The following is a 25611-nucleotide window of genomic DNA, read 5'->3' on the forward strand; positions in this document are numbered from 1 at the left end:
AATAGTAATATTGCACTCCAATTTCGGTCCCATAGCTCAGTTGGTTAGAGCACCTGACTCATAATCAGGTGGTCCTTGGTTCGAGCCCAAGTGGGACCACATAGAGATTGAAAGCTTCACAGCAATGTGAGGCTTTTTTTGTGCTTTAAAGATAAATAAAAGAGATGTTTTGGCGCTTTATTGATTAGATATTGATAGAGTAAGCCTGTTGTCTTTCTGATTTCTTTTAGAAATAAAAGAGGTTTTCTAGGAAGGGCTTAATTTGTTCTTTTTGAAAAAATAAATTAACTGTTTCGATTTGAAGTAGAGTATAGTTTTGGTTAAGTGTTTTTTAAAGTAGAGTATGGTTTTGGCTAAGCGTTTTTATAGGCTTTCTCTGGTTTTATTTGCTTTGTTTGCTTGAATGAGTTTCGGTGTTCTTTTAAATGGGCTTAAAAGCGCTCTATGTATTCTAATTATACGTCAAGAATTTATATTCGTGCTTCGTTTAAAAGTATAGAGTGTTGGTTCGCGTTTTCTATTTGTAGAGTTGTAATATCGTTAAGAAGTATTAAAACCTCAGAAAAACCAAAACCTATTAAAAACAAAAAAGTCTAACATTTCTGTTAGACTTAATTTTGCTCCTTCTCTTGGGCTCGAACCAAGGACCCTCTGATTAACAGTCAGATGCTCTAACCAACTGAGCTAAGAAGGACTGTGCTATTTTGCTTAGCGGTTGCAAAGATAGAACTTTATTTAAATGCCGCAAACATTTTTTAAATTTTTTTTAAAAAATTTAATCAAATATCGCTTTGTAGATATCATTACCATTTGCAAACAGCACTAATGCTATTAAAAGAAAGAATCCAACCATTTGTGCGTACTCCATAAATTTGTCTCCAGGCTTTCTTCCAGAGATCATTTCGTATAGTAAAAACATAACATGTCCACCATCTAGTGCAGGAATAGGTAATAAGTTTAAAACACCTAGCATAATAGACAAAAACGCTGTAATGCCCCAGAATACTTGCCAGCTCCAAAAACTAGGAAATATATCGTAAATAGCTTTAAAGCCACCTACGCCTTTGTATGCGCCTGTACTTGGTGTGAAAATAGCTTTAAACTGTGTGATGTAAGAGGATATTTTATCTCCAGTTTTTTCTAAACCAACAGGAATTGCTTCTAAAAAGCTATATTCTTTAGTTTGAAATTTATAATAGTCTAATGCCTCTAATGTTGCATAGGTAGATTGTGGCGCGTAAACTAAGCCTAGTTTACCATCGCTACTAATATTTAGTGGTAAGGTTGTTTCTTTATTATCTCTAAGTATAGTTGCCGAAACTTGTTGTCCTTTAAATTTATCTAAACCAGTAGTAACTTGATCAACATATTTGGTTTTGTAATCATTTAAACCAACAATAATATCTCCTTTTTTAAGTCCGCTACTTTTATTAGCCGATGTGTCTGGCACTTCAACAACAACAAAAGGCATTCTTAAATTAATAAATCCTTTTTCTTTAGAGTCTATAAGTTGTGCTAAAAAATCTTCCGGAAAAGTTATCGTTTTTTCTTGTCCGTTACGCTCAATAGTAATTTCTTTTCCAAAAAGTACTTTTTCAGAAATTTGAGAATAATCGTCAATCTTGGTACCATCTACGGCAATAACATTATCTCCTGTTAAAAGTCCGGCATTGTTAGCAACACTACTTTGTACTAATAAACCATCTTGAATATTTTGAACTGGTAAAATTTTATCACCATAAAAATAACTCATACCAATGTAGATTACTACAGCTAAAACAAAGTTTACTGTAACACCACCTAGCATAATAATTAAACGTTGCCAAGCCGGTTTAGAGCGAAATTCCCATGGTTGTGGTTCTTTAGCCATTTGCTCGGTATCCATACTTTCGTCTATCATACCCGAAATTTTAACATAGCCACCAAGTGGTAACCAGCCAATTCCGTAAACAGTATCGCCAATTTTCTTCTTGAATAAAGAAAACTTTACATCAAAAAATAAGTAAAATTTTTCTACTCGCGTTTTAAAAAGTTTTGCAGGGATAAAATGCCCTAATTCGTGTAAAACGATTAACAGCGAAAGACTTAGCAAAAACTGCGATATTTTAATAACAAACTCCATATATTTTTCAGTCAAATTTTTATAATCGCACAAAAGTAAGCTTTTAAACCAACTTTAAAAAAGACAATCAAACAAAGGCATTGGTTTTAACAGGAATTTAGGGTTCAATCACAAGGGGCTTATCTAAATTATCTCGTATTTTTGTCTAAAATTTATAGATAATGGGTTCTATTTTTAAAGAATACAAGATTTTCTTCATTGTTTTTGGTGTTATTTCCGTGGTTATTGTATCGTTAATTTACAATACTTTAAATGTATATCAACCATTACCAATTTATCAGCCCGCATCGGTAAGTGCCGAATTGGTGGATAGCACACTTCAGTATCAAAAAAAATATCATAAAATAGGCGATTTTGCTTTGTTGAATCAAAATGGTAAAACCATCACGCAAAACGATTACAAAAATAAAATATACGTTGCCGATTTTTTCTTTACTACCTGCCAAACCATTTGCCCGATTATGACGGATCATATGGTGAAAATTCAAAAGGAAATTATAAATGATGATGAGGTGATGTTGCTATCTCACTCCGTAACGCCAGAAATTGATACCGTAGCACAATTAAAACGTTATGCTGAAAAAAAAGGTGTAAACGATAAAAAGTGGAATTTAGTAACAGGTGATAAAAAAGAAATCTACACGTTGGCCAGAAAAAGTTATCTCGCTGTAAAAGACGCTGAATATGGCGGGCCTTATGATATGGTACATACAGAGAACTTTATGCTTATTGATAAAAAGCGACAAATTAGAGGTTTTTATGATGGTACCAATGAGGAAGAGATTGATAGGTTGTTAAAAGATATTTCAATTTTAAAAGAAGAAAAATAAGGGTTGCCGGCAAATTAAATAGTTGTTATGCTGAAAGCTAGCGGTTGTAACTACGACTTAAAATCCTCAAACTATTTTCGATAAACTTTTTAACTTCTAAACATTTACATTACTTTTGCTTCTTTAAAATCAATCTAAATAAGCTTGCAATACACTATAGCACATCTAAAACGAGGCGAACGCGGTGTTATTACCGATGTTTCATCTAAAAATATTCCACTAAAATTATTAGAAATGGGATGTTTGCCAGGGAATTTTGTCGAGTTAATTCAGTTTGCTCCTTTTCAGGATCCTATGTATTTAAATATAAATGGGTCGCATGTTGCGATTAGAAAAGAAACGGCTTCGCATATTTTAATTGAAAAAATAACGCATGAGTAAGCAAATAAACGTTGCCTTAATAGGGAATCCAAATACGGGTAAAACTTCGGTTTTTAATGCTTTAACAGGGTTAAACCAAAAAGTTGGAAACTACCCAGGCATTACGGTGGAGAAGAAAGAGGGGGTTTGTAAGTTGCCACGTGGTGTAAAGGCGCATATTATTGATTTACCCGGAACTTATAGTTTAAATGCTTCGTCGCTAGATGAAAGTGTGGTTATCGAATTGCTTTTAAATAAAAATGATAAAGATTATCCAGATGTTGCCGTTGTTGTTAGTGATGTAGAGAATTTAAAACGAAATCTTTTAATTTTTACTCAAATTAAGGATTTAGAAATTCCGACAATTCTAGTGATAAACATGTCTGACAGGATGAAATATAAAGGTATTTCGTTGGATATTGATTATTTAGAAAAACAACTTCAAACTAAAATTGCATTAATAAGTACACGTAAAAACATAGGGATAGATAGGTTAAAAGAACTTATTACTAATTATCGTGATCTTTCGGTAACACCGTGTTTAGATCCTTCGGAAATTGATAAACCTTATTTCGATGCGCTAAGAAAGGCATTTCCTAATCAACTTATTTATAAACTTTGGCTAGTAATTACTCAAGATGTTAACTTCGGAAAAACCGATAGAAATGAAATTGATGCCATAGCAAGTTTTAAAACTAAAACCAGTGGCGATTTAAAGCGTTTACAACAGCGTGAAACCATAAAAAGGTATCAGTTTATAAACAATGTTCTTAAAAAAGGAAAAACTATAGATGTTACTCAAGCTAAAGATTTACGGTCTAAGCTCGATAGAATTCTAACTCACAAAGTTTGGGGGTATGTTATTTTCTTTTTTATTCTTCTTACTATTTTTCAAGCAATTTACGATTGGTCTAGTGTGCCAATGGACTTAATAGACGGGGCTTTTGCATCGTTAAGCGAGTGGGTGAAAACCACATTGCCATCTGGTGCTTTTACTAATTTATTAGCCGAAGGTATTATTTCTGGTCTTGGCGGAATTGTGATTTTTATACCGCAAATTGCGTTTTTGTTCCTCTTTATTTCGGTTTTGGAAGAAAGTGGGTATATGAGCCGTGTGGTATTCTTGATGGATAACATTATGAAGCGTTTTGGTCTTAGCGGAAAAAGTGTTGTGCCACTTATTTCTGGTACAGCCTGTGCTATTCCAGCTATTATGGCCACCCGAAATATAGAAAGTTGGAAAGAGCGATTAATTACCATTTTGGTTACGCCGTTTACAACCTGTTCGGCTCGATTACCAGTGTATTTAATTATTATTTCGTTGGTTATTCCAGAAGGTCGGTTTTTAGGTTTAGGATATCAAGCATTAACGTTAATGTTGTTGTATTTACTAGGTTTTGTTTCTGCAGTAGTTTCGGCGTATATTTTAAATAAGATTCTTAAAATAAAAAGTAAAACCTTTTTTGTGGTAGAAATGCCTAACTATAAGTTGCCGCTTTTTAAAAATGTTGCGCTTACGGTTATCGAAAAAACGAAGTCTTTTGTATTTGGTGCTGGTAAAATTATTTTAGCGATTTCTATTGTGCTTTGGTTCTTGGCGTCTTATGGACCAGGCGATAATTTTAATAATGCTGAAGAAATTATTAAAACTGAAAACGTTGCTAATAATTTATCTGACGATGAATTGCAACAAAAAATAGCCTCGCATAAATTAGAGCATTCCTTTATTGGTATTGCCGGACATGCTATTGAACCTGCTATTAGACCTTTGGGATACGATTGGAAAATTGGTATTGCTATTGTAAGTAGTTTTGCTGCTCGTGAGGTTTTTGTTGGAACATTGGCTACTATTTATAGTGTTGGAAATGATGATGAAGATACTATTAAAAACCGAATGGCTAAAGAGGTTAACCCTGTTTTAGGAGGGCCGTTGTTTACGTTGGCATCAGGTATTTCGTTGCTTTTATTCTACGCTTTCGCGATGCAATGTATGAGTACGTTGGCAGTTGTGAAACGTGAAACTAACAGCTGGAAATGGCCAGTTTGGCAATTGGTAATCATGACGGCAATTGCTTATATTACAGCTTTAATTGCTTTTCAATTATTGAAATAAAAACTAAAATAAAATGAATACTATAATTCAAAATATACTCGTTTTTGCAGCTGTAGCCTTTGCGGTTTGGTCTTTAGTTAAAAAATACTTCGTAAAGAAACCGAGTACTAAAAAGGCCTGCGGTGGAGATGATGGTTGCGGCTGTCATTAAAACATATTCATAGAGCAAATATTACTTACTTTTTAAGAATATATCTATATTTGGCTAAACTAAATAAGCCAACCATGTATTCTAAATTCAAGTACATTTCCCTATTTTTAATTTTAACTAGTTTAACTGTAGCAGCTCAAAAAAGCTCTAAAACCATTCATTTACTGGATAAGGATTTAAGTCAGTTTGAAAAATGGATAGGAGTTCCACATGCTACTGTTACCGATTTGCCAGAAGGTACATATCAATCTGATAATGTGTATAACGGTACCGCTTTAGGTTTAAACAACGATATTAAAGATGTTTTTACTGTGAATGAAGAAAACGGTGAATTAATATTACATATTAGTGGTGAAATTTTAGGCGGAATAAACACTAAAAAAGACTACGAAAATTATCATTTAAGCACCTTGTTTAAATGGGGTGATAAAAAATGGGAGCCAAGATTAGATGCAAAACGCGATAGTGGTATTCTTTACCATTGTTATGGTGAACAAGGGGCTTTTTGGAAGACCTGGAAAACATCTCTAGAATATCAAGTACAAGAAACAGATTTAGGAGATTTTATTCCTTTAGGTGGCGGAACAGCGAGTCCTAAAAGGGGTAAGCCTACAGCTGTAGTTAGAGGTGAGTCTAAAAAATACAACCCAAATTCCGATGCGTATTTTGAGGCAAACGGATATACTAATGCAGGATCAGAGCACGATGCGCCTCATGGCGAGTGGAATCTTTTAGAGATTTATGTATTAGGAAATAATGCAGTGCACGTAGTAAATGGTTATGTGGTTATGGTTGTTGAAAATGCAAAGAATGATAAAGGTGAAATTTTAAATAAAGGGCAAATTCAAATCCAATCGGAAGCTGCCGAATGTTATTATAAAGATTTAACCCTAACTTCAATCAAGAAGTTTCCGAAGAAAATTAGAAAGCAAGTGCGTTTTAAAAAGAGTTAATTATCGTCTTAGTAAAGCTTCTAGATAATTGCTTGTATTTAAGTATTCTAATCGCATCTGTTTTAAATATTTTAAAACGGATGCTTTATATACGCTATTAGGTTTTAAGCAATCATTCATAGCTTCATCGTTTACGGTAATGGCAATATACCAGTTGCCTTGTCTTGATGTGTAACTATCTTCAAATAGTGGGCTGTTACCACCGTTGTCTAATTTAGCATCAATTATAATAGGGATAAGATTGATAGTTTTGTCTGGGATTTCTACTTCGTGAAATGAGAAGTAAAACAGTGTGCCATCAACTTCAAAAGGAACATTAAATTCTACATCTTGAAACTGTAATTCATGCTTTGTATTCACATAATTATAAAACTCGTTGGCGTTTTTTGGGTCTTCAAAAATAAAAGCTTGACGCTTGGGTAACTTGCGTTTAAATTTTTTCGCAACCATAACTTTGTCGGTTTTAATGGTTGGGGCAATGCGTACCGGAATGCAAGAAAAACAGAATGCAACTACAAAAACGAGTAAAAACGACTTCATATTTTGAATTTTTGGATATGTGAATTTTATCAAAATTCGTGCCTTATACTAGTTTTGTAATACTTTTTTTATAAAACAGGAGTTAGGCTAATTTCACAAATAAATTATTAGCTATAATATTAGAAATTATAAATTCTGAATGATTTATGGTAATCGTTATCGAGTTGTCAAAAGGTTCTTTGTTGGTTACTTTTAGCTCTGTACCTAAGGCTATACCGTGCTTGTCTAGGTATTTTAAAAATTCAGAAGAAGAATCTTTAACCCCAACACAAATACAAATATTATTAACTTGAGCTTGAGATAATAATATTTTATCGATGCTTTGTATTCTTCCGTTCTCATCCGGAATCGGGTCACCATGCGGATCGTGAGATGGGTAATCTAAAAATGCATCTAATTGCTTAATAAGTTTCTCTGATTTTATATGTTCTAGCTGTTCTGCAACATCATGTATTTCATCCCAGGAGAAGTTTAATTTTTCAGATAAAAAGACCTCCCATAGCCTGTGTTTCCTAACAATGTTCACAGCGATAAGTTTTCCTTCTTTCGTTAAAGTAACCCCTTGGTATTTTTTATAATCAGCATAGCCTTTCTCAGAAAGTTTTTTCACCATATCAGAGACGGAAGAGGCCTTAGTCTCCATTTCTTTAGCAATGGCATTTGTGCTAACGTTGTTTTCGCCTTGCTTGCCTAAGTGGTAAATAGCTTTGATGTAATTTTCTTCCGTAAGGGTAACCATGATGCTTTTTTTAGAGATGTCACAAATATATAATAATTAAAACTTTAAAAATATTTTTAGACTTGTCTAAAAATATTTTTATATTTGTCAAAAATTAAAAACATGAGGAATCTAATATTTGTAATTTTATGTCTGTTAAGTTATGTGGTAAGCGCACAAACCGTAACAGGCAAAACATCTACAAATGGAGATGCGTTACCGTATGTAAATGTGTATTTAAAAGGAACTCAGAAAGGTGCGGTTTCTAATGATAACGGTGTGTTTAGCTTTAAAAATGTTTCACCAGGAAAATATACTATCATCGCCTCGTTTACAGGTTATCAAACACAAAGAAGAAGCATAACGGTGTCCGAATCAAAAGATGTAACTATCAATTTTAACTTGCCGGAATCTGAATTGTTAGATGAGGTTGTAGTAACAGGAACTCTAAAAGCTGTTTCTAGATTGGATAGTTCGGTGCCTGTAGAAGTGTATTCTACCACTTTTTTAAAGAAGAATCCGACGCCAAATATTTTCGAAGCGCTACAGAACGTAAATGGTGTACGCCCTCAAATAAATTGCAATGTTTGTAATACGGGAGATATTCATATCAATGGTTTAGAAGGTCCGTATACTTTAGTTTTAATAGATGGTATGCCAATTGTAAGTGGGCTTTCTACGGTTTATGGGTTGTCTGGAATTCCAAATTCTTTAATAGAACAAATTGAAATTGTAAAAGGTCCTGCATCATCTCTTTATGGAAGTGAAGCTGTTGGAGGCTTAATTAATATTATTACTAAGTTACCCGAAAATGCACCGCGTTTCTTTGCGGATAGCTACGCAACAGGTTGGGGAGAGGTTAATTTGGATTTAGGTTTTAATACTAGAGTTGGAAAAAAAGCCAACTTACTTTTTGGTGTTAACTACTTTAACTACAATAATCCTATAGATAATAATGGTGATAATTTTACAGATTTAACGCTTCAGAATAGAATATCAGTTTTCCAAAAATGGAATTTTAAACGTAAAGAAAACAGAGTTTTATCTTTGGCTGGTCGTGTTTTTTACGAAGATCGATGGGGCGGGGAGATGCAATGGAATTCCGATTATAGAGGCGGAAATGAAATCTACGGAGAAAGTATTTATACCAAGCGTGGGGAGCTTTTAGGTAACTATCAATTGCCAATTAAAGAAAAGGTGATGTTTCAATTCTCATATACAGATCACGACCAAAATTCCGTTTATGGAGACACGGCATTTTTAGCGCAACAAAAAATAGGTTTCGGGCAATTTACTTGGGATAAATCTCTTAAAAATCACGATTTGCTTTTTGGAGCAGCAGCTAGATATAATTACTATAACGATAGTACACCAGCAACATTAGGTGCCGACGAGGTGGTTATACCTTCTGTTTTTGCGCAAGATGAAATAAAAATAAGCAAAAAAAACACCTTACTGTTAGGTGCGCGTTACGATTACGATAAAAGACACGGCAATATATTCACGCCACGAATTGCGTATAAATTTAAGCCAACACCCGATGATGTTTTTAGGGTAAATGCCGGAACAGGTTTTAGAGTTGTTAATATTTTTACTGAAGAGCATGCGGCACTTACTGGAGCCAGAGATGTTGTAATTGCCGAAGCATTAAAACCAGAACGCTCTGTTAATATAAACCTGAATTATCTTAAAAAATTTTACACAAAATCTGGGTCTATTATAGGTTTAGATATTTCGACATGGTATACGCATTTTTCAAACTTAATTTTACCAGATTATGATACTAATCCAAATCAAATTATATACGATAATCTAGATGGTAAAGCCGTAACAAAAGGAGTAAGCGTTAACCTTGACGCTATAGTAACAAGCGGTGTTAAACTTCTTGTTGGTGGTACATTTCAAGATGTGTCGCAAACAGAAAATGGTATAAAAGAACGCCAAATACTTACTGAGCGTTTTACTGGTACCTGGGCGGCAACCTATAAAAATTATAAATATAATTTATCGGTAGATTATACCGGTAATATTTATGGCCCTATGCGCTTGCCTTTATTGAGCGATTTAGATCCTAGAAGTGAAAATTCACCTGTTTGGAGTATTCAAAATATACAATTAACCTTCGATGGTCTTGAAAATCTAGAAATTTATGGCGGTGTTAAAAACCTATTAAACTGGACGCCAAATAAAGGTAATCCATTTATTATTGCTCGGGCAAACGATCCGTTTGATAAAGACGTCACTTTCGATCCCAATGGCAACGCACAAGTTACTCCAGATAACCCTTACGGACTAACTTTCGATCCAACTTATGTTTACGCACCAAACCAAGGAATTAGAGCCTTTTTAGGTTTAAGATATTCATTGAAATAATTAATTGCTTTTTAGTAATTTCACAAAAATTAAAATTCATGAAAAAATACATCTACATACTTTTTGTTAGCTTAATTGTTTTTAGCTGCAAAACAGATAAAAAAGCCAACCAAAAACTAAATATTGTTACCACCACATCCATGATAACCGATTTGGTTAAAAACGTAGCTGGCGATGAGGTAAATGTACAAGGGTTAATGGGGAGCGGTGTAGATCCGCATCTTTATAAAGCCAGTGAAGGCGATGTAAGTAAGTTGTCTGGTGCCGATATTATTTTTTACAACGGTCTGCACTTAGAAGGTAAGCTCGTAGAGATTTTCGAAAAAATGCGAAACATTAAAACGGTGGCACTTTCCGATGCTATCGACGAAAAAACACTAATTGGTTCAGAGTATTTTGCATCAAATTACGATCCGCACATTTGGTTTAATACCGAATATTGGATTCAAATCACCCAATTTGTAGCCGACAAATTATCCGAAGCACTTCCTGAGAAAAAAGATCTCTTTCAAGCCAATAGCGCCAAGTATATCGTGGAGTTAAAAGCGTTACAAACTACTTTAAAAAGTACTATCGAAACGCTTCCAAAAGACAAACGCATTTTAGTAACCGCACACGATGCCTTTAATTATTTTGGTAAAGCCTATGGTTTTCAAGTACGCGGTCTACAAGGTATTTCAACAGCAACCGAGGCTGGTGTACAAGATGTTCAAAACCTGTCAGCCTTCATTATAGAAAACAAAATTAAAGCCATTTTTATAGAAAGTTCGGTGCCTAAACGCACCATTGAGGCGCTGCAAGCTGCTGTAAATTCTAAAGATCACAACGTCGATATTGGTGGGTCTCTTTATTCCGATGCGCTTGGTACTCCAGGAACTCCCGAAGGCACGTATATCGGTATGTTTAAGTATAATGTAAACACTATAGTTAACGCTTTGAAATAAGTTTTTTATTAGAAGCTAATCCTGCTATTCGCTATATCTTTTTTTTAGTAAAAGCTAGTTTTTATAGCTTTGAAAAAAGTTGTTAAATTAGAGTTGGTGCATACAATAAAGTGAGTTTTTAAAAAAAAGGATGCCGCTGCTATCAGGGCTAAATCATCCGCAAAAGCAAGTGTAAAACGTAATTCAAAAAAGGAATCAGTAAAGTTTATACATAGGCTCAAAACCGTAAAAAAAAAACATGAATACATTTCCTGTTACAACATCAACCCTATCTGCGAAAGCTCTTGGAGAATTTGCAAAAGAACAATACGGGCTAGATACGAGCTACGTGTGCACGTTGTTTAGAACAGGAATGAATCACACCTATTTTATTTCCAACGGAAAAACAAAATATGTACTTCGGGTTTACTGTTACAATTGGCGTTCTGAAACCGAAATAAGCGAAGAGCTAACACTTTTAAACAAACTAAAAAGTAACGGTTTAGGTGTTTCTGTGCCGGTTTTAGATAAAAACCAAACGTATATACAAACTGTAAAAGCACCCGAAGGTATTCGGTATGCTGTACTGTTTTCGTTTGCAGAAGGCGATAAAATTCGATTTTTAAATACAGATATGTGTTACGCTATTGGCGAATTAATGGGTAAAATCCACCATGCCAGCCAGGACCAAATTATCGAGCGGATTACTTATAACAAAAAATCACTTTTAGAATTACCATATCAAAAATTAAAATCATATTTTTCAGAGGCTTTACCAGAGATGGAATTTGTGAAATCTATAGAAGGATTTTTTGAAGATGCCGAGTTTGAAAACACTCGAAAAGGTGTGGTGCATTTAGATATTTGGTATGATAATATGAGTATTGCAAACCAAACTAAGATAACCATTTTCGATTTTGATTTTTGTGGTAACGGATCACAAATTTTGGATATTGGTTATTTTTGTAAACAATTGTTTCATATAGAAATAGATAAAAAAGAATACGAAGCAAAAAAGGAAAGCTTTTTAAAAGGCTATCAGAGCGTAAATACAATACCAGAAAAAGAATTACAACTATTGCCAAAAGCTGGGCTTGCGGTTTTTGTGTTCTATCTTGGCGTTCAGGCTCAACGATTCGATTGGTCTAATATTTTCCTCACAGAAAATTACCTAAAAATGTTTGTAGGTAGATTTAGATCATGGAGTGATTATTATAAAATTGAAAACACATGAAAAAAAATATAGCAGTTCAGGTTGACGATTTAACGGTAGCGTATAACTACAAACCCGTACTTTGGGATATTGATTTAGAAATTCCCGAAGGTGTACTTATGGCTATTGTTGGACCAAACGGAGCAGGAAAATCCACGCTTATAAAATCTATTTTAGGAATTTTAAAACCTATTGCAGGCAGTGTGTCTATTTTTGGCAAGAGCTACGAAAAACAACGTCATTTAGTAGCCTATGTGCCACAAAAAGGAAGTGTGGATTGGGATTTCCCGACTACGGCCTTAGATGTTGTTACTATGGGAACTTATGGAAGTTTAGGTTGGATTAAGCGTCCAGGACAAAAAGAAAAAAAAGAATCTTTAGAAGCGTTGGAAAAAGTTGGTATGCTTGCTTTTAAAAACAGGCAAATTAGTCAACTTTCCGGAGGGCAACAACAACGTATATTTTTAGCACGTGCTTTGGTGCAAAATGCATCGATCTATTTTATGGACGAGCCGTTTCAAGGTGTAGATGCTACTACCGAAATTGCGATAATCAATATTTTGAAAGAACTTCGAAAAGCTGGTAAAACGGTGGTTGTAGTGCACCACGATTTACAAACTGTTCCTGAGTATTTCGATTGGGTTACCTTTTTAAACGTGAAAAAAATTGCCACAGGTCCCGTTAAGGATATTTTTAACGACGATAATTTAACGAAAACCTACGGTATAAATTATAAAGTGAGTATTCAGGAATAATTATAGTTTATAAGGCTTGTTGCAACAAAAACAATGCGTTCAATATAATAGAAATGGACATAACAGAATATTTTAATCTAGTCTTTACAGATTATACACTTAGAACCATAACGCTTGGTACGGCCATTCTTGGCGCTGTTACCGGGATGCTTGGTAGCTTTGCAGTTTTAAGAAAACAGAGTCTTTTGGGCGATGCTATTTCGCATGCGGCTTTGCCAGGTATTGCGATTGCCTTTTTAATTACAGGTGCAAAGGATAGTAATGTGTTGCTTTTAGGGGCTTTGGTTAGTGGACTTTTAGGAACGTTTTGGATTAGAAGTATTATCAAGAAAACACATTTAAAATCTGATACCGCTTTAGGCTTAATTTTATCTTTGTTTTTTGGTTTCGGTATGTTGCTTTTAACTTTTATTCAAAAACAACCTAATGCTAATCAGGCTGGTTTAGATAAGTATCTATTTGGTCAGGCAGCAACTTTAGTGGAGAGCGATGTTTGGTTAATGGCTATTGTAACCGGTGTGTGTTTATTTGTTTTATTACTTTTTTGGAAAGAGTTTAAAATACTGCTTTTCGATGCCGATTACACTAAAACACTTGGTTTTAATACCAAATTTATTGATATATTAATTACAACTTTTATTGTTTTAGCAATTGTTTTAGGCTTGCAAACGGTTGGTGTTGTACTTATGAGTGCTATGCTTTTAGCGCCTGCTGCTGCTGCACGCCAATGGACAAATAGCTTAGGGCTTATGGTTTTTTTAGCCGCTATTTTTGGTGCTTTTTCAGGAGTTTTTGGAACAGCTATTAGTTCTAGTCAAAACAATTTATCTACAGGGCCAGTTATTGTTATTGTTGCTGGTGTTTTTGTTTTGGTGTCGTTTATATTTTCGCCAAGTCGTGGATTGCTTTTTAAACAAATTCGATTTATTAAAAACCGTCGAGATTTAGAGCTGCATAAAACTTTAGCTTTCATGTTTCATATCGCGGAAACGCATGATAATATCTCTCATCCGCATACCATTAAAATTTTAAATAATTTTCAAGGTTATACAAAAGGAACGCTCCAGAAATTAGTCGATAAACATTACGTTACCCTTAAAGGAAAAAAATGGAGCTTAACGGAAGAAGGATATAAAACAGCATCCAATTTGTATAATCAACAAAACGATAATGATGAGTAACGCACAAATTGAAATACAGCTTATTGCTAGTTTGGTTGCCATTGCATGTGCCATTCCTGGTACATTTTTGGTGCTTAGAAAAATGGCGATGATTAGCGATGCTATTAGTCATTCTATTTTACCAGGAATTGTTGTTGGCTTTTTTATTACGCAAGATTTAAATTCACCGTTACTTATATTATTGGCGGCTTTAACAGGTATTATTACAGTTGTTTTGGTAGAGTATATCCAAAAAACTGGGTTAGTAAAAGAAGATACTGCTATTGGTTTAGTGTTCCCTATTTTGTTTAGTATCGGTGTTATTATGATTGCTAAAAACGCTAACGATGTCCATTTAGATATCGATGCCGTTTTACTTGGGGAACTTGCCTTTACGCCTTTTGATAGATTTATAGTTTCGGGTGTTGATGTTGGACCAAAATCTTTATGGGTTATTGGTGTTATTCTGTTAATAACCATTGCTTTGTTGGTTGCTTTTTTCAAAGAATTAAAAGTAAGCACCTTTGATGCTGGTTTAGCGGCTTCGTTAGGGTTTTCTCCGGCAGTTATACATTATGGATTAATGACGGTATCGTCTATAACTACAGTTGGTGCTTTCGATGCTGTTGGAGCTATTTTGGTGGTTGCTCTCATGATTTCTCCTGCGGCTACAGCTTATTTACTGACGAATAATTTAAAACGAATGCTTGTTTTAGCCATTTGCTTTGGTGTATTTAGTGCGATTTCTGGATATTGGTTAGCGCATTTTCTCGATGCTTCCATTGCAGGATCTATAACAACCATGCTCGGTTTGTTGTTTTTGGCTGTTTATTTGTTTGCGCCAAGTAAAGGTGTTATTGCTGTCATTTATAGAGAAAAGCAACAGCGTACAGAAGTATCGTTATTAACATTTCTTCTTCATTTAAAAAACCATACAGAAGAGCGCGAACGCCATGTAAATCACCTTAACGAACATATTAATTGGCAAAAAGTGCGTTCTAAAACGGTATTAGATTTGGCGCTTAAAAACAATATGATTCAGTTTGAAAAAAACATTGTGTCTTTAACGGAAAAAGGCGATGCTTTTACATCTAAAGCAATTGATTATATTATCACTAATGAAGATGCTCAAATTGAAGATATGAAAGATGATTTCTTCTTGTTTAGAGGATAAATAAACTTTGATGCCATGGCAAAACACAACGAACTCGGTAAAAAAGGAGAGCAGTTAGCTGTCGATTTTCTGTTGAAAAACGGATACGCTATTGTGGCGCGTAATTACCGATACCAAAAGGCAGAAGTTGATATTATTGCGAAAAAAGAAGATGTTCTGGCGGTTGTAGAAGTTAAAACAAGATCTACTAATAACTTCGGAAATCCTCAAGATTTTGTAAAACCAAAACAAATTCAACGTTTAGTAAAAGCTATTGATGCGTACGTGATTGCAAACGATCTCGATGTAGAAGTTCGTTTTGATGTTGTTGCTATTGTAAAGCAAGGAAAAGATTTTAGTATTGAGCACTTAGAAGGTGCTTTTTACCACTTTTAAAAGCTGATTTATTCTTCCTTAGCTTCTTCTTCAAAAAAGGCTTTTAAAGCTTTAAAATCTTCCGGTTTTGAAATGAATTTTTTGTCTTTATCTAAAATGAAATATGTTGGTGTCGATGTTACGCCATAATCGTTTCCAATTTTATTTTCCCAACGGCCTTCACCATAAACATGAATAAAGCTAGTGTAAGTATAGGTTAGGTCTTTCCATTTGTATGGATCGTCTTCTAAGCCTACAGCAATTACTTTTACGTCACCTTTTTCTAGAGTATTTACGAAGCTGTGTAATTGAGGAATTTCATCTAAACAATGCGAGCATGTGCTACTCCAGAAAACTACAATGTATTTTTGTGCTACGTTTAGTGCGCTTAATTGTGTTTTAACTAAGGTTTTATCTTTTTTGATTTCTAATTCGAAATCTGGTGCTTTTCTACCTATTGATGTGTTTTTAAATAGAGTTAATCCATCGATTAAATCTTTATCATTTAACGATTTTGCAACCGGCATTAAATACTTGTCTGAAATATAGTTAGCAACCGACTCAAAACCTAAGTCTGCCATTTGTTGCCATAAATCGACTAATAAAATACGTTTTACGCCTTGTGGTGTTGTTTTTAGAACGTCATGAAAAACATCAATGTTATTCTTGTAAACTGTAGCTTCATCTTCAATGTCAGAAGACATTCCAAAAACATAATTCAGCATTTTTTCTTCTAAAAAATTAGAGCTCTGTAATGCTTTGCTGTTAAAATCTATATGGTCGAAATAGTGCAGTCTTAAGTTGTTTATATACGTTTTTAGATCTTCAAAATCGGTTGGGATATAAGGTTTATTGGCCTTTATAAAATCTAAAGCCATCATGCCTTTCGCAGCTTTTTCGAAGTTTTCTTGTGTTTCTTGTTGTGTTTTAAAGATTGACTTTAAAGCTTTGGTGTTTTTACTTTCTTCTCTAAAATAATTTCCAATACTTTGCGTAACCATAGACATGCTATTGGTGTACGATGTTAATAACTTATTCTCGGCAGATTTTTTGAAAGTAACACCAGTTTCAGAGTTAAAGGTTAATTCAATATCTTCTTTACCGTTATAAATAATGTCGAAATTATAATCTTCTTGCGGTATAGCGTAAACCACACGATACATACCTTTTGTTCTTGTAGAGTCAAGTTGAAACTCAAAACCTCCCGTTTCTTTATTTATTTCGGTGTTCGAAATATATTCCGATAAGGTTGGAGTTACCTTATAGAGTAGAGCAAAATTGTATTCTTTGGCAGGGGAAAACGTGCCTTTAATGCTGTGTTGTGCTAATAAAATACTTGGTATGAGGGTAAAAAGAAATAATAAGCGTTTCACGGTTTTGGATGTATTTGTTTTCTTCTAATTGAAGATATAATATGTTTTTTATTTAAAATGAAACAAGAATTAAGCCACAATAGGTTGTAAAGCGCTTAGTGCTTGTTTTACTGTTTTTATTTTATCGAAAGTTAGCATTAACCTTAATCCGTTTCGAGTTTGTTTTTCTTTCATTTTACATGCGCCTGGATTTTTTTGAACAAACTGTAAAACTTTAGTGAAACCAGAACTTTGGTAAAAGTTACTTTGTTGGTCGTTAATGAAATAACCAATAAGTTTACCTTGTTTCATCACTACTTTTTCGAAACCAATTTTGGTTGCTAACCACTTTATTTGGACACTATTTAATAAATCGGTCACTTGTATTGGTAATTCTCCAAAACGATCGACTAATTCTGTTTCAAAAGTATGCAATTCATCGTCGGTTTTCAAATTATTTAGCTGTGTATATAAGCTTAATCTTTCTGCGATGTTATTTACATAATCGTCTGGGAAAAGTAGTTCGAAATCGGTGTCGATGGTAACATCTTTAACATAAACACGATCTTCTTCTGGTTCATCGTATAGATCTTTAAATTCGTTTTCTTTAAGTTCTTCTATGGCTTCGCTTAATATTTTTTGATAGGTATCAAACCCAATTTCATTTATAAAACCACTTTGTTCGCCACCTAATAAATCTCCGGCACCACGAATTTCTAAATCTTTCATGGCAATATTAAATCCGCTACCAAGCTCCGTAAATTGTTCTAGTGCGGTAATGCGTTTTCTGGCATCGTCGGTCATGGCAGAATATTCTGGTGTAATAAAATAGCAAAAGGCTTTCTTGTTACTTCGCCCAACACGACCACGCATTTGGTGTAAATCACTTAAGCCAAAATTATTGGCATTGTTTATAAAAATGGTATTGGCATTTGGTACATCTAAACCACTTTCAATAATAGTTGTACTTACCAAAACATCAAACTCGCCATCCATAAAAGATAGCATAAGTTGTTCTAGTTTTTTACCATCTAGTTGCCCGTGACCAATACCAATTTTAGCATCTGGAACTAAACGCTGAATAAGGCCAGCAACTTCTTTTATATTTTCTATTCTATTATGAATGAAGAAAATTTGTCCACCACGTTCAATTTCATAACTCACCGCATCACGAATATCTTCTTCGTTAAAACGAATAACATGACTTTCTATAGGATATCGGTTTGGTGGTGGTGTTGTAATAACTGATAAATCTCGGGCAGCCATTAAGCTAAATTGTAACGTACGAGGTATAGGTGTTGCGGTTAATGTTAATACATCAACATTGTCTTTTAATGTTTTTAGTTTTTCTTTTACAGCAACTCCAAATTTTTGTTCTTCATCTACAATTAATAAACCAAGATCTTTAAATTTTACATTTTTATTTACAAGTTGGTGTGTGCCAATAATGATGTCTACATTACCTTTTTCTAAACCTTCTAGAGTGGTGCGTTTTTCTTTTGCTGTTCTAAAACGGTTAACATAATCTACCGTTACAGGGAAGTCTTTTAAGCGCTCACGAAATGTTTTGGCATGTTGATATGCTAAAATGGTTGTTGGTACTAAAACAGCGACTTGTTTGCCGTTGTCTACGGCTTTAAAAGCGGCACGAATAGCAACTTCGGTTTTACCAAAACCAACATCACCACATACTAAACGATCCATTGGACGTTCACTTTCCATATCGACCTTTATATCAGCGGTAGCACTACTTTGGTCTGGCGTATCTTCATAAATAAAAGAAGCTTCCAATTCATGTTGCATATAACTATCAGGATTGTATTGATAGCCTTTTTCTGTTTTTCGCTTAGCGTAAAGTTTTATTAAGTTGAAAGCAACGTGCTTAACACGTGCTTTGGTTTTTTGTTTTAAGGTTTTCCAGGCTGTGCTGCCTAGTTTGTAAATTTTAGGCGGTTTTCCGTCTTTACCGTTAAACTTGGTGATTTTATGTAGGGAATGGATGCTTAAGTAAAGGACATCGCGCTCTCCATAAACCAATTTAATGGCTTCTTGTTTTTTGCCTTCAACATCAATTTTTTGAAGTCCACCAAAACGTCCAATACCATGGTCTATATGTGTTACATAATCGCCAATATCTAGGTTTGTAAGTTCTTTTAAAGTAATGGCTTGTTTTTTAGCATAACCATTTTTTACGTTGAATTTATGGTAACGTTCAAAAATTTGATGGTCTGTATAACAAACTATTTTGGTGTCGTGATCTATGAAGCCTTGGTGCAGTGAAAGTACAATAGTTTGGTAAGATACTTCGCCTTCAACATCGTCAAAAATATCATGAAAACGCTTAGCTTGTTGCTCGCTTACACAGGCAATGTAGTTTGTGTAACCCTTGTTGTGGTTGCTGTTTAAATCTTCAATTAATAAATCGAATTTTTTATTAAAAGATGGTTGCGGTGTGGTTTTGAATTCTACTTTTTGTACAACGCTACCAATTTTCGTCATTATAGACGTGCTACCAAATTCAATAATAGAAAAATCGAGTAATTGCTTTTTTAATAAGGTTGAATTGCAAAAAAGTTCATTTGGTTGGGCTTGTTTTATTTCCGAAGATAAATTTTTATAAGCAATTTCTGCTTTGTTGTAAAAATCATCAATTCTCGAAAAAATTAAGTCCGCATTTTTTAAGCAAACTACTGTTTTTTGTGCAATGTATTTAAGGAAGCTTTGGCGTTTTTCTTCTAGAAGTTTATTGGCAACGTTTGGGATAACGTTTATCTTTTTTATTTGATCTATGGAAAGCTGTGTTTCCACATCAAAGGTTCTAATGCTATCTACTTCGTCCCCAAAAAACTCAATACGATAAGGCTCATCATTAGAAAACGAAAATACATCAATAATACCACCACGTACCGAGAATTCTCCAGGTTCGGTAACAAAGTCAACACGTTTAAATTGATATTCAAAAAGAACTTCGTTTACAAAATTGATTGATAAATTATCGTTTACTGCTACTTTTAAAGTATTGCGTTCTAGCTCTTTTCTGGTAACTACTTGCTCAAAGAGGGCATCGGGATAAGTAACAATTATGGCTGGTTTTTTTTGCGAGTTTATACGGTTTAAAACTTCGGCACGTAAAAGTACGTTGGCGTTATCGGTTTCTTCTATTTCGTAGGGTCTGCGATAGCTTCCAGGGTAGAATAGTACGTCTTTATCATTGCAAAGTTGCTCTAAATCGTTTAGATAAAAAGCGGCTTCTTCTTTATCATCAAAAACAATAAGAAAAGGTTTGTCCGATTCCTTGAAAATACTTGATATTATAAAAGATAGCGAAGAGCCAACTAAGCCGGTAAGGTGTATTTTATTTTCGCTTTTGGCAACAGCATTTTGCAGATTCTGCTTTTGCAAAGTCTGTAAATATGTTTGCGAGAGGATAGATTTACTCACGTAATTAGGGTTTTACGAGTGCAAAGATAAGTTTTAAAATGTTTTTAAAATGAGACTCTTTTGTATTTTTTAATGAAATCTCTAGAAAGTTAAGAGCATATTGAGTAATTTGCATTTTTTATCTGAATAAGATGAGAATTTTTAAAAAAAAGAAATAGCAAAAAACTCTCAATGGTCCCTTACCAATCTACCTTACTTATCGATGATGATAAGTTTACTAATTTTTATAACGAAAAAATAGTAAAAAAACATAATACATTTAATTCTATACAGTCTGTAAATAGTGGCGCTGATGCGTTGGTTTATCTACAAAAAGCGATGGAGGGTTTAGTTAAAAAACCAGAGGTTATTTTTCTTGATATTAATATGCCGGCCATGAATGGTTGGGAGTTTATAGAAGAATATAGTAAGCTAGATAAAGAATTTACATCTAGTATTAAAATTATTATGTTAACCACGTCATCCAACCCGAATGATCAAGAAAAAGCAAAGGCTTCTTGCTTTATAGATGGTTATATAAACAAACCATTGTCTGTAACTCTTTTAGATGAAGCTTTGAATTTTGAGAAGTAGTCCACATGGAAAAAAGAATAACTCTATTAATATGCTTATTTGTTAGTGCTACTATTTGTGCGCAAAATAGAGCTTCTGTACAAGGAAATGTTTCGGATGCTTTTGGTGCTTTGCCAGGAGCTTTAATTAGTGTTGAAGGTTACGAAGTACAAACAACTACCAATATAAACGGTGATTTTAAACTAGAGCTTGAGGAAGGAGATTATGTGATAGCAGCATCCTTCATTATGTATAATAGTAAAAGTAAGTCCATTTCGCTTAAGGTTGGAGATAGTGTTACTGCTGATTTTCGTTTAGAAACGGGGTTTTCTGCGGATGAGCCCGTGTCTTTAGGTACACGATCTAAACCGCAATCTGCTTTAGAAACTACGGTGCCTATTGAGATTATAACCCCCGAAGAAATAAGTAATTCATCTCATTTTGAATTAGGTGAATTACTACAGTTTTTAGTGCCATCGTTTCATTCTACCCAACAAACGGTTTCCGATGGAACAGACCATATCGATCCGGCAACTTTACGAGGTTTAGGGCCAGACCAACTTTTGGTTTTAATAAATGGAAAGCGTCGCCATACATCGTCTATGCTAAATGTAAATAATACTATTGGTAGAGGTAGTGTGGGTACGGATTTTAATGCGATACCGGTATCTTCAATCGATCATATTGAAATTTTAAGAGATGGCGCAACCTCTCAGTACGGATCGGATGCTATTGCAGGAGTTGTTAATATTGTTTTAAAGAAACAAACGGATGTTATCGATATTGATACAGGAACTAAAATCAATACAGAAAAAGATGGTGTTAACCATTATTTTAGTGGAAATTTTGGTTTAAAAATAGGTAATACAGGTTTTATAAATATTACCGGAGAGTTTAGAGATAGAGGAGCTACAAATAGAGCAGGCAACTATACCGGAAATGTTTATGTTGATAATGATGATGTCTTGGATAGCCAATTGATAGAAGATAACGATTTTTTCTCTCAAACAGGTTATAAAAATCAACAAGTGATGGAAGTTGGTAGTGCTGCAACTAGAAACTCGGCTTTAGCATTTAATGGTGAATTATCACTTTTTGATAAAGCTAATCTTTACTTTTTTGGTGGGCGTAATTCTAGAGAAGGTACTTCAAAAGGGTTTTATCGTTTTCCTGGAGAAACCGATCGTGTTGTAGAAGAGCTTCATCCAAATGGATTTTCACCAGAAATTTTAACAAACATTCAAGATGATGCCGTTACCTTCGGGATTCGAGGCGAAAAAAATGGTTGGGATATCGACTTTAGTCATTCCATGGGGTCTAATAGTATAGATTTTACGGTTAACAATTCTAACAATGCATCGCTTGGTGTTATTTCACCTAGAACGTTTAAATCTGGTGGTTATCAATACGAACTTAATACCACTAATTTAGATTTTAGCAGACCTTTTGATGTTATGAAGGGACTTAACTTGGCCTTTGGAGGCGAACTACGTGTGGAGCGTTACGAGATTATTTCTGGCGAAGAAGATTCGTATATTAATGGTGATGTAATGTATGAAGATGAAAATGGAGAATTAAGACCTAAAATTATAGGTGCTCAAGTATTTCCTGGTATACAACCACAAGATGAACTTATTCGTTACCGTTCTAATGCTTCTGGATATGTTGATGCTGAGTTGAAGCCTATTGAGCCGATGCTTATAAAAGGTGCGTTTCGATATGAATCTAACAACGATTTTGGAGAAAACTCACTTTGGAAACTTTCTGCTCGATATAAGTTTGGTAAAAAGACTTCGTTGAGGTCTAGTTATTCTACAGGTTTTAGAGCACCATCTATGCATCAAGTGTTTTTTCAAAAAATTAGCACACAGTTTTTTGATGGGGATATTAGTCAGGTTGGTACGTTTAACCATGAAAGTACTTTGGTAACCGATGCTTTTGAGGTAAGCAAGCTTAAACCAGAATTATCAAAACATTTTAGCCTTGGTTTAAGTACTAAAATAGAAAATAAATACACGCTTTCTTTTGATTATTATAATATCAATATTGAAGATCGAATTGTGCTATCAGGACAGTTTGATGAGGGTTACGAAGATTTATTGGCGCCGTTTAATGTTACGGCTGCTCAGTTTTTTGCCAATGCAATAGATTCAAGAACTAATGGTGTAGAAATGTCTTTCCATTACAAAAATCAAATAGGAGCAGGTAAATTAAGCGGAAAGGTTTCGGCTAATTTTACTGAAACCAAAGTGACTAAAGTAAATAGAAGTAATATTGTAGATAGTGATATTGAATCTTTATTTAACAGAGAAGAGCGTTCTAGAATAGAGTCTGCTCAACCAAAAGTGAAGATAAACTCGTATTTGAATTATGAAATTAATGATTTTAAATTCAATTTAGTGGGTACTTATTTTGGAAGCGTAATGTATATTCACCCAGATGATGGTGATTCAAGTAATTGGGAGTTTAATGAGTTTACGGGTAATGTTGAAACTCGCGATCAAAAATTCGATCCAAAGTTTGTAACCGATTTGTATGTAACTTATAATTACGAGAATTGGCTACAAGCAACAGTTGGGTGTAATAATATTTTTGATGTATACCCAAACAAGCATACACACTCGGCTAATACGGTGAATGGAAGTTTGGTTTACAGTAGGCGTGTGCAGCAATTTGGTGTAAACGGCGCCAACGTATTTGCTAAAATATTGTTACGTTTATAATGTTATGAAATCTAATGTTTTAATAAAATATGCTTTAATGCTGTTGTGTCTAATGGCTATGCAAGCATATGCTCAAAACACAGATAACGAGCAGGTAAAACGACTTAAGCGAGCTATTTTTATATTCAATGTTGCAGAGCAAACACTTTATGGTGATACGCATACAGATCCAAATTTTGTTATTGGGGTTTTGGGTAAGGATCGTACTGTTATAGATTTAAAAAGCTTAGCGCAAAAAAGGGAAATTAAAAATAAGCCAGTTAAAGTGGTTAGTTTTAGTCGTGTAAAAGATATTAAAAACGTAGATGTTGTTTACACTAATTATGATAAGAATTTTGATATTTCGTATGTTTTAAATAAAATATCGAGCAGTAATACTTTACTTATTACGGAGAATTACCCGTTTAATTCTTCTATGATTAATATTGTTAATGTAGGCAATGATTTTCAATATGAAATTAATGAGAAACTTATGCGAGGCAGCAATATTACTGCGTACTACAATCTTCGCAAAAATGCTATTTCGACTATAGAAAAATGGAAACAGTTGTTTCAGAATTCTGAAGATACTTTAGCTAAAACTAAAGATAAATTATCTGAAGTAGAAGGTAATATTAAGCTTAAAGATGAGGAGATTAAAGGCCAAAAACAAACTATAGGCGATAAAGAAAATTTGTTAAAAAATAAAAACAAATCTTTAGCAAATCAAGAAAATGAAATTAAGGAACTTATATCGCTTTCTGAGCTTCAAAAGAAAAAATACTCCGATAAATTAATTATCGAAAGCGAGCTGGAGCAGCGTATTTTAAAGCAGGTAGATTCGCTTAAAAACAAGCAAGAAAAAATTGCGCAGAGTAATAGTGAGATAGAAAAGCAGAACGTTATTCTTGTTCAACAAAGAGAAGATATACTTGATAAGGAGTTGAAAGCTAAAGAAATTAATGAAAAACTGAATACACAGCGCACAATTAATTACTTGTTATTGGCATTGGTGCTTTTTGCTGTAATATTGGTTTGGGTGATATTGAGAAATTACTATGGTACAAAGCGATTAAATACTGTTTTAAAGGAGAAGAACAACACGATATATAGCCAGTCTTTTACGTTAGCTTCTAAGAATAAAGAATTAGAAGAGTTTGCGTATATCACAAGTCATGATTTAAAAGAGCCTTTGGCAACCATTTCTGGGCTTATTGCTTTGTTAAAAGATGATTATAAAGGAAAACTCGATGATGATGCTATGATGAGTATGGAGTTTATAGATAAATCTAGCGAACGCATGCGAACCCAGATAGACGATTTGCTGGAGTATTCTAAATTAGGTAAATCTAAAGAGAAAACTGAGATTGATTGTAATGATTTACTAGGAGAAATAACGTTGGATATTGCGAATGCTATTACGCGCTTTAATGCCAAAGTAACCTACGGAGATTTACCGACTGTTTTAGGTAGTAAGGTTGAGCTTAGAGGGGTTTTTCAGAATTTAATAAATAATGCCATTAAGTTTAAAAAAGCAGATGTAGACCCTGAGGTAGTTATTAGTTTTAAAACCGTTATTTACGGTCCGCAGAACAAAAACTTTTGGCAATTTGAGGTAGCAGATAATGGTATTGGTATTTCTCAAAAGCATAAAAGTAAAGTTTTCTCTATTTTCCAGAGGCTGCATTCTCGTGAAGAATATGAGGGAACAGGTATTGGTTTGTCTTTTTGTAAAAAAATAGTTGAGTCTTTGGGTGGTCAAATTTGGTTTGAATCTGAAGTGCATAAAGGCACCACGTTTTTCTTTACTATACCTAAGTAGAGC

General features: G+C 34.0%; 20 protein-coding genes and 2 tRNA genes. 16 read left to right on the forward strand and 6 right to left on the reverse strand.

From position 1 onward, the window contains the following. The first annotated feature begins 25 nt into the window (after positions 1-25). A tRNA-Ile gene (locus BM246_RS06655) sits at positions 26-99 on the forward strand. A gap of 521 nt (positions 100-620) precedes the next feature. Here the strand turns inward: BM246_RS06655 and BM246_RS06660 are convergent. Then, positions 621-694 (reverse strand) — tRNA-Asn (locus tag BM246_RS06660). An 81-nt stretch (positions 695-775) separates the two neighbouring features. Continuing rightward, complete coding sequence (rseP, locus tag BM246_RS06665) at positions 776-2122, reverse strand: RIP metalloprotease RseP (protein WP_074936678.1); 1347 nt, start codon at positions 2120-2122, stop codon at positions 776-778. Between the two features lie 161 nt (positions 2123-2283). Between rseP and BM246_RS06670 the strand changes: the two genes are divergently transcribed. The 5 genes from BM246_RS06670 to BM246_RS06690 all read left to right on the forward strand — a co-directional run bounded on the left by BM246_RS06670 (position 2284) and on the right by BM246_RS06690 (position 6529). Beyond that, positions 2284-2952: an SCO family protein gene (locus tag BM246_RS06670; RefSeq protein WP_042496138.1), complete on the forward strand. Its 669-nt coding sequence runs from the start codon at positions 2284-2286 to the stop codon at positions 2950-2952. A gap of 144 nt (positions 2953-3096) precedes the next feature. Beyond that, positions 3097-3333: a FeoA family protein gene (locus BM246_RS06675; protein WP_042496137.1), complete on the forward strand. Its 237-nt coding sequence runs from the start codon at positions 3097-3099 to the stop codon at positions 3331-3333. Beyond that, complete coding sequence (feoB, locus tag BM246_RS06680) at positions 3326-5425, forward strand: ferrous iron transport protein B (RefSeq protein WP_074936680.1); 2100 nt, start codon at positions 3326-3328, stop codon at positions 5423-5425. Before BM246_RS06675 ends, feoB begins: the two co-directional genes overlap by 8 nt. Before the next feature lie 13 nt (positions 5426-5438). Further along, entirely contained in the window at positions 5439-5576 is a 138-nt protein-coding gene (locus BM246_RS06685) for a FeoB-associated Cys-rich membrane protein (protein ID WP_074936683.1), read from the forward strand. A 74-nt stretch (positions 5577-5650) separates the two neighbouring features. Next, positions 5651-6529, forward strand: coding sequence for a 3-keto-disaccharide hydrolase (locus BM246_RS06690; RefSeq protein WP_083415736.1), 879 nt, complete (start codon positions 5651-5653; stop codon positions 6527-6529). On the opposite strand, the gene BM246_RS06695 is transcribed toward BM246_RS06690, so the two are convergent. Together BM246_RS06695 and BM246_RS06700 are read right to left on the reverse strand one after the other, a co-directional pair. Continuing rightward, positions 6530-7069, reverse strand: a complete 540-nt coding sequence (locus BM246_RS06695) for a hypothetical protein (protein ID WP_042502352.1) — start codon at positions 7067-7069, stop codon at positions 6530-6532. An 82-nt stretch (positions 7070-7151) separates the two neighbouring features. Further along, a complete protein-coding gene (locus BM246_RS06700; protein ID WP_042502354.1) occupies positions 7152-7808 on the reverse strand; it encodes a metal-dependent transcriptional regulator in 657 nt (218 codons plus the stop codon). 102 nt (positions 7809-7910) lie between these two features. Between BM246_RS06700 and BM246_RS06705 the strand changes: the two genes are divergently transcribed. The 7 genes from BM246_RS06705 to BM246_RS06740 all read left to right on the forward strand — a co-directional run bounded on the left by BM246_RS06705 (position 7911) and on the right by BM246_RS06740 (position 15760). Beyond that, positions 7911-10160 (forward strand): TonB-dependent receptor, encoded by a 2250-nt coding sequence (locus BM246_RS06705; protein WP_074936685.1) that lies wholly within the window; start codon positions 7911-7913, stop codon positions 10158-10160. Between the two features lie 38 nt (positions 10161-10198). After that, positions 10199-11104 (forward strand): metal ABC transporter solute-binding protein, Zn/Mn family, encoded by a 906-nt coding sequence (locus BM246_RS06710; protein ID WP_074936687.1) that lies wholly within the window; start codon positions 10199-10201, stop codon positions 11102-11104. A 238-nt stretch (positions 11105-11342) separates the two neighbouring features. After that, positions 11343-12317, forward strand: a complete 975-nt coding sequence (locus BM246_RS06720; RefSeq protein ID WP_074936691.1) for a phosphotransferase — start codon at positions 11343-11345, stop codon at positions 12315-12317. Next, positions 12314-13051, forward strand: a complete 738-nt coding sequence (locus BM246_RS06725) for a metal ABC transporter ATP-binding protein (RefSeq protein WP_042496127.1) — start codon at positions 12314-12316, stop codon at positions 13049-13051. The genes BM246_RS06720 and BM246_RS06725 overlap by 4 nt, the downstream gene beginning before the upstream one ends. A 53-nt stretch (positions 13052-13104) precedes the next feature. Then, positions 13105-14232, forward strand: coding sequence for a metal ABC transporter permease (locus BM246_RS06730; protein WP_042502361.1), 1128 nt, complete (start codon positions 13105-13107; stop codon positions 14230-14232). Further along, positions 14225-15385 carry a metal ABC transporter permease gene (locus BM246_RS06735; RefSeq protein ID WP_042502364.1) on the forward strand — a complete coding sequence of 387 codons (1161 nt, stop codon included), beginning with the start codon at positions 14225-14227 and terminating at the stop codon, positions 15383-15385. The genes BM246_RS06730 and BM246_RS06735 overlap by 8 nt, the downstream gene beginning before the upstream one ends. A 15-nt stretch (positions 15386-15400) precedes the next feature. Beyond that, positions 15401-15760 (forward strand): YraN family protein, encoded by a 360-nt coding sequence (locus tag BM246_RS06740; protein WP_074936693.1) that lies wholly within the window; start codon positions 15401-15403, stop codon positions 15758-15760. Positions 15761-15768: 8 nt separating this feature from the next. Here BM246_RS06740 and BM246_RS06745 read toward each other — a convergent pair whose 3' ends face one another. Together BM246_RS06745 and mfd are read right to left on the reverse strand one after the other, a co-directional pair. After that, positions 15769-17112: a TlpA family protein disulfide reductase gene (locus tag BM246_RS06745; RefSeq protein ID WP_074936695.1), complete on the reverse strand. Its 1344-nt coding sequence runs from the start codon at positions 17110-17112 to the stop codon at positions 15769-15771. A 69-nt stretch (positions 17113-17181) separates the two neighbouring features. Beyond that, a complete protein-coding gene (mfd, locus tag BM246_RS06750) occupies positions 17182-20532 on the reverse strand; it encodes a transcription-repair coupling factor (protein WP_074936697.1) in 3351 nt (1116 codons plus the stop codon). 171 nt (positions 20533-20703) lie between these two features. On the opposite strand from mfd, the gene BM246_RS06755 reads away from it, so the two are divergent. From BM246_RS06755 to BM246_RS06765, 3 genes are read left to right on the forward strand one after another with little or no spacing between them, the layout of a single operon-like run. Continuing rightward, on the forward strand, positions 20704-21105 hold the full coding sequence (locus BM246_RS06755) for a response regulator (protein WP_042496120.1): 402 nt from the start codon (positions 20704-20706) through the stop codon (positions 21103-21105). Positions 21106-21110: 5 nt separating this feature from the next. Next, complete coding sequence (locus tag BM246_RS06760) at positions 21111-23807, forward strand: TonB-dependent receptor (RefSeq protein WP_074936699.1); 2697 nt, start codon at positions 21111-21113, stop codon at positions 23805-23807. 37 nt (positions 23808-23844) lie between these two features. Then, positions 23845-25608 carry a YfiR/HmsC family protein gene (locus tag BM246_RS06765; protein ID WP_175489786.1) on the forward strand — a complete coding sequence of 588 codons (1764 nt, stop codon included), beginning with the start codon at positions 23845-23847 and terminating at the stop codon, positions 25606-25608. Positions 25609-25611 lie beyond the last annotated feature (3 nt).

Origin of the sequence: Algibacter lectus (assembly GCF_900112395.1) — a bacterium.
Classification (GTDB): Bacteria; Bacteroidota; Bacteroidia; order Flavobacteriales; family Flavobacteriaceae; genus Algibacter; species Algibacter lectus.

Coding starts and splice junctions, on each gene's coding strand:
- rseP (WP_074936678.1), bottom strand. CDS start 2,122: ATGGAGTTTGTTATTAAAATATCGCAGTTTTTGCTAAGTCTTTCGCTG.
- BM246_RS06670 (WP_042496138.1), top strand. CDS start 2,284: ATGGGTTCTATTTTTAAAGAATACAAGATTTTCTTCATTGTTTTTGGT.
- feoB (WP_074936680.1), top strand. CDS start 3,326: ATGAGTAAGCAAATAAACGTTGCCTTAATAGGGAATCCAAATACGGGT.
- BM246_RS06685 (WP_074936683.1), top strand. CDS start 5,439: ATGAATACTATAATTCAAAATATACTCGTTTTTGCAGCTGTAGCCTTT.
- BM246_RS06690 (WP_083415736.1), top strand. CDS start 5,651: ATGTATTCTAAATTCAAGTACATTTCCCTATTTTTAATTTTAACTAGT.
- BM246_RS06695 (WP_042502352.1), bottom strand. CDS start 7,069: ATGAAGTCGTTTTTACTCGTTTTTGTAGTTGCATTCTGTTTTTCTTGC.
- BM246_RS06700 (WP_042502354.1), bottom strand. CDS start 7,808: ATGGTTACCCTTACGGAAGAAAATTACATCAAAGCTATTTACCACTTA.
- BM246_RS06705 (WP_074936685.1), top strand. CDS start 7,911: ATGAGGAATCTAATATTTGTAATTTTATGTCTGTTAAGTTATGTGGTA.
- BM246_RS06710 (WP_074936687.1), top strand. CDS start 10,199: ATGAAAAAATACATCTACATACTTTTTGTTAGCTTAATTGTTTTTAGC.
- BM246_RS06720 (WP_074936691.1), top strand. CDS start 11,343: ATGAATACATTTCCTGTTACAACATCAACCCTATCTGCGAAAGCTCTT.
- BM246_RS06725 (WP_042496127.1), top strand. CDS start 12,314: ATGAAAAAAAATATAGCAGTTCAGGTTGACGATTTAACGGTAGCGTAT.
- BM246_RS06730 (WP_042502361.1), top strand. CDS start 13,105: ATGGACATAACAGAATATTTTAATCTAGTCTTTACAGATTATACACTT.
- BM246_RS06735 (WP_042502364.1), top strand. CDS start 14,225: ATGAGTAACGCACAAATTGAAATACAGCTTATTGCTAGTTTGGTTGCC.
- BM246_RS06740 (WP_074936693.1), top strand. CDS start 15,401: ATGGCAAAACACAACGAACTCGGTAAAAAAGGAGAGCAGTTAGCTGTC.
- BM246_RS06755 (WP_042496120.1), top strand. CDS start 20,704: ATGGTCCCTTACCAATCTACCTTACTTATCGATGATGATAAGTTTACT.
- BM246_RS06760 (WP_074936699.1), top strand. CDS start 21,111: ATGGAAAAAAGAATAACTCTATTAATATGCTTATTTGTTAGTGCTACT.
- BM246_RS06765 (WP_175489786.1), top strand. CDS start 23,845: ATGCTGTTGTGTCTAATGGCTATGCAAGCATATGCTCAAAACACAGAT.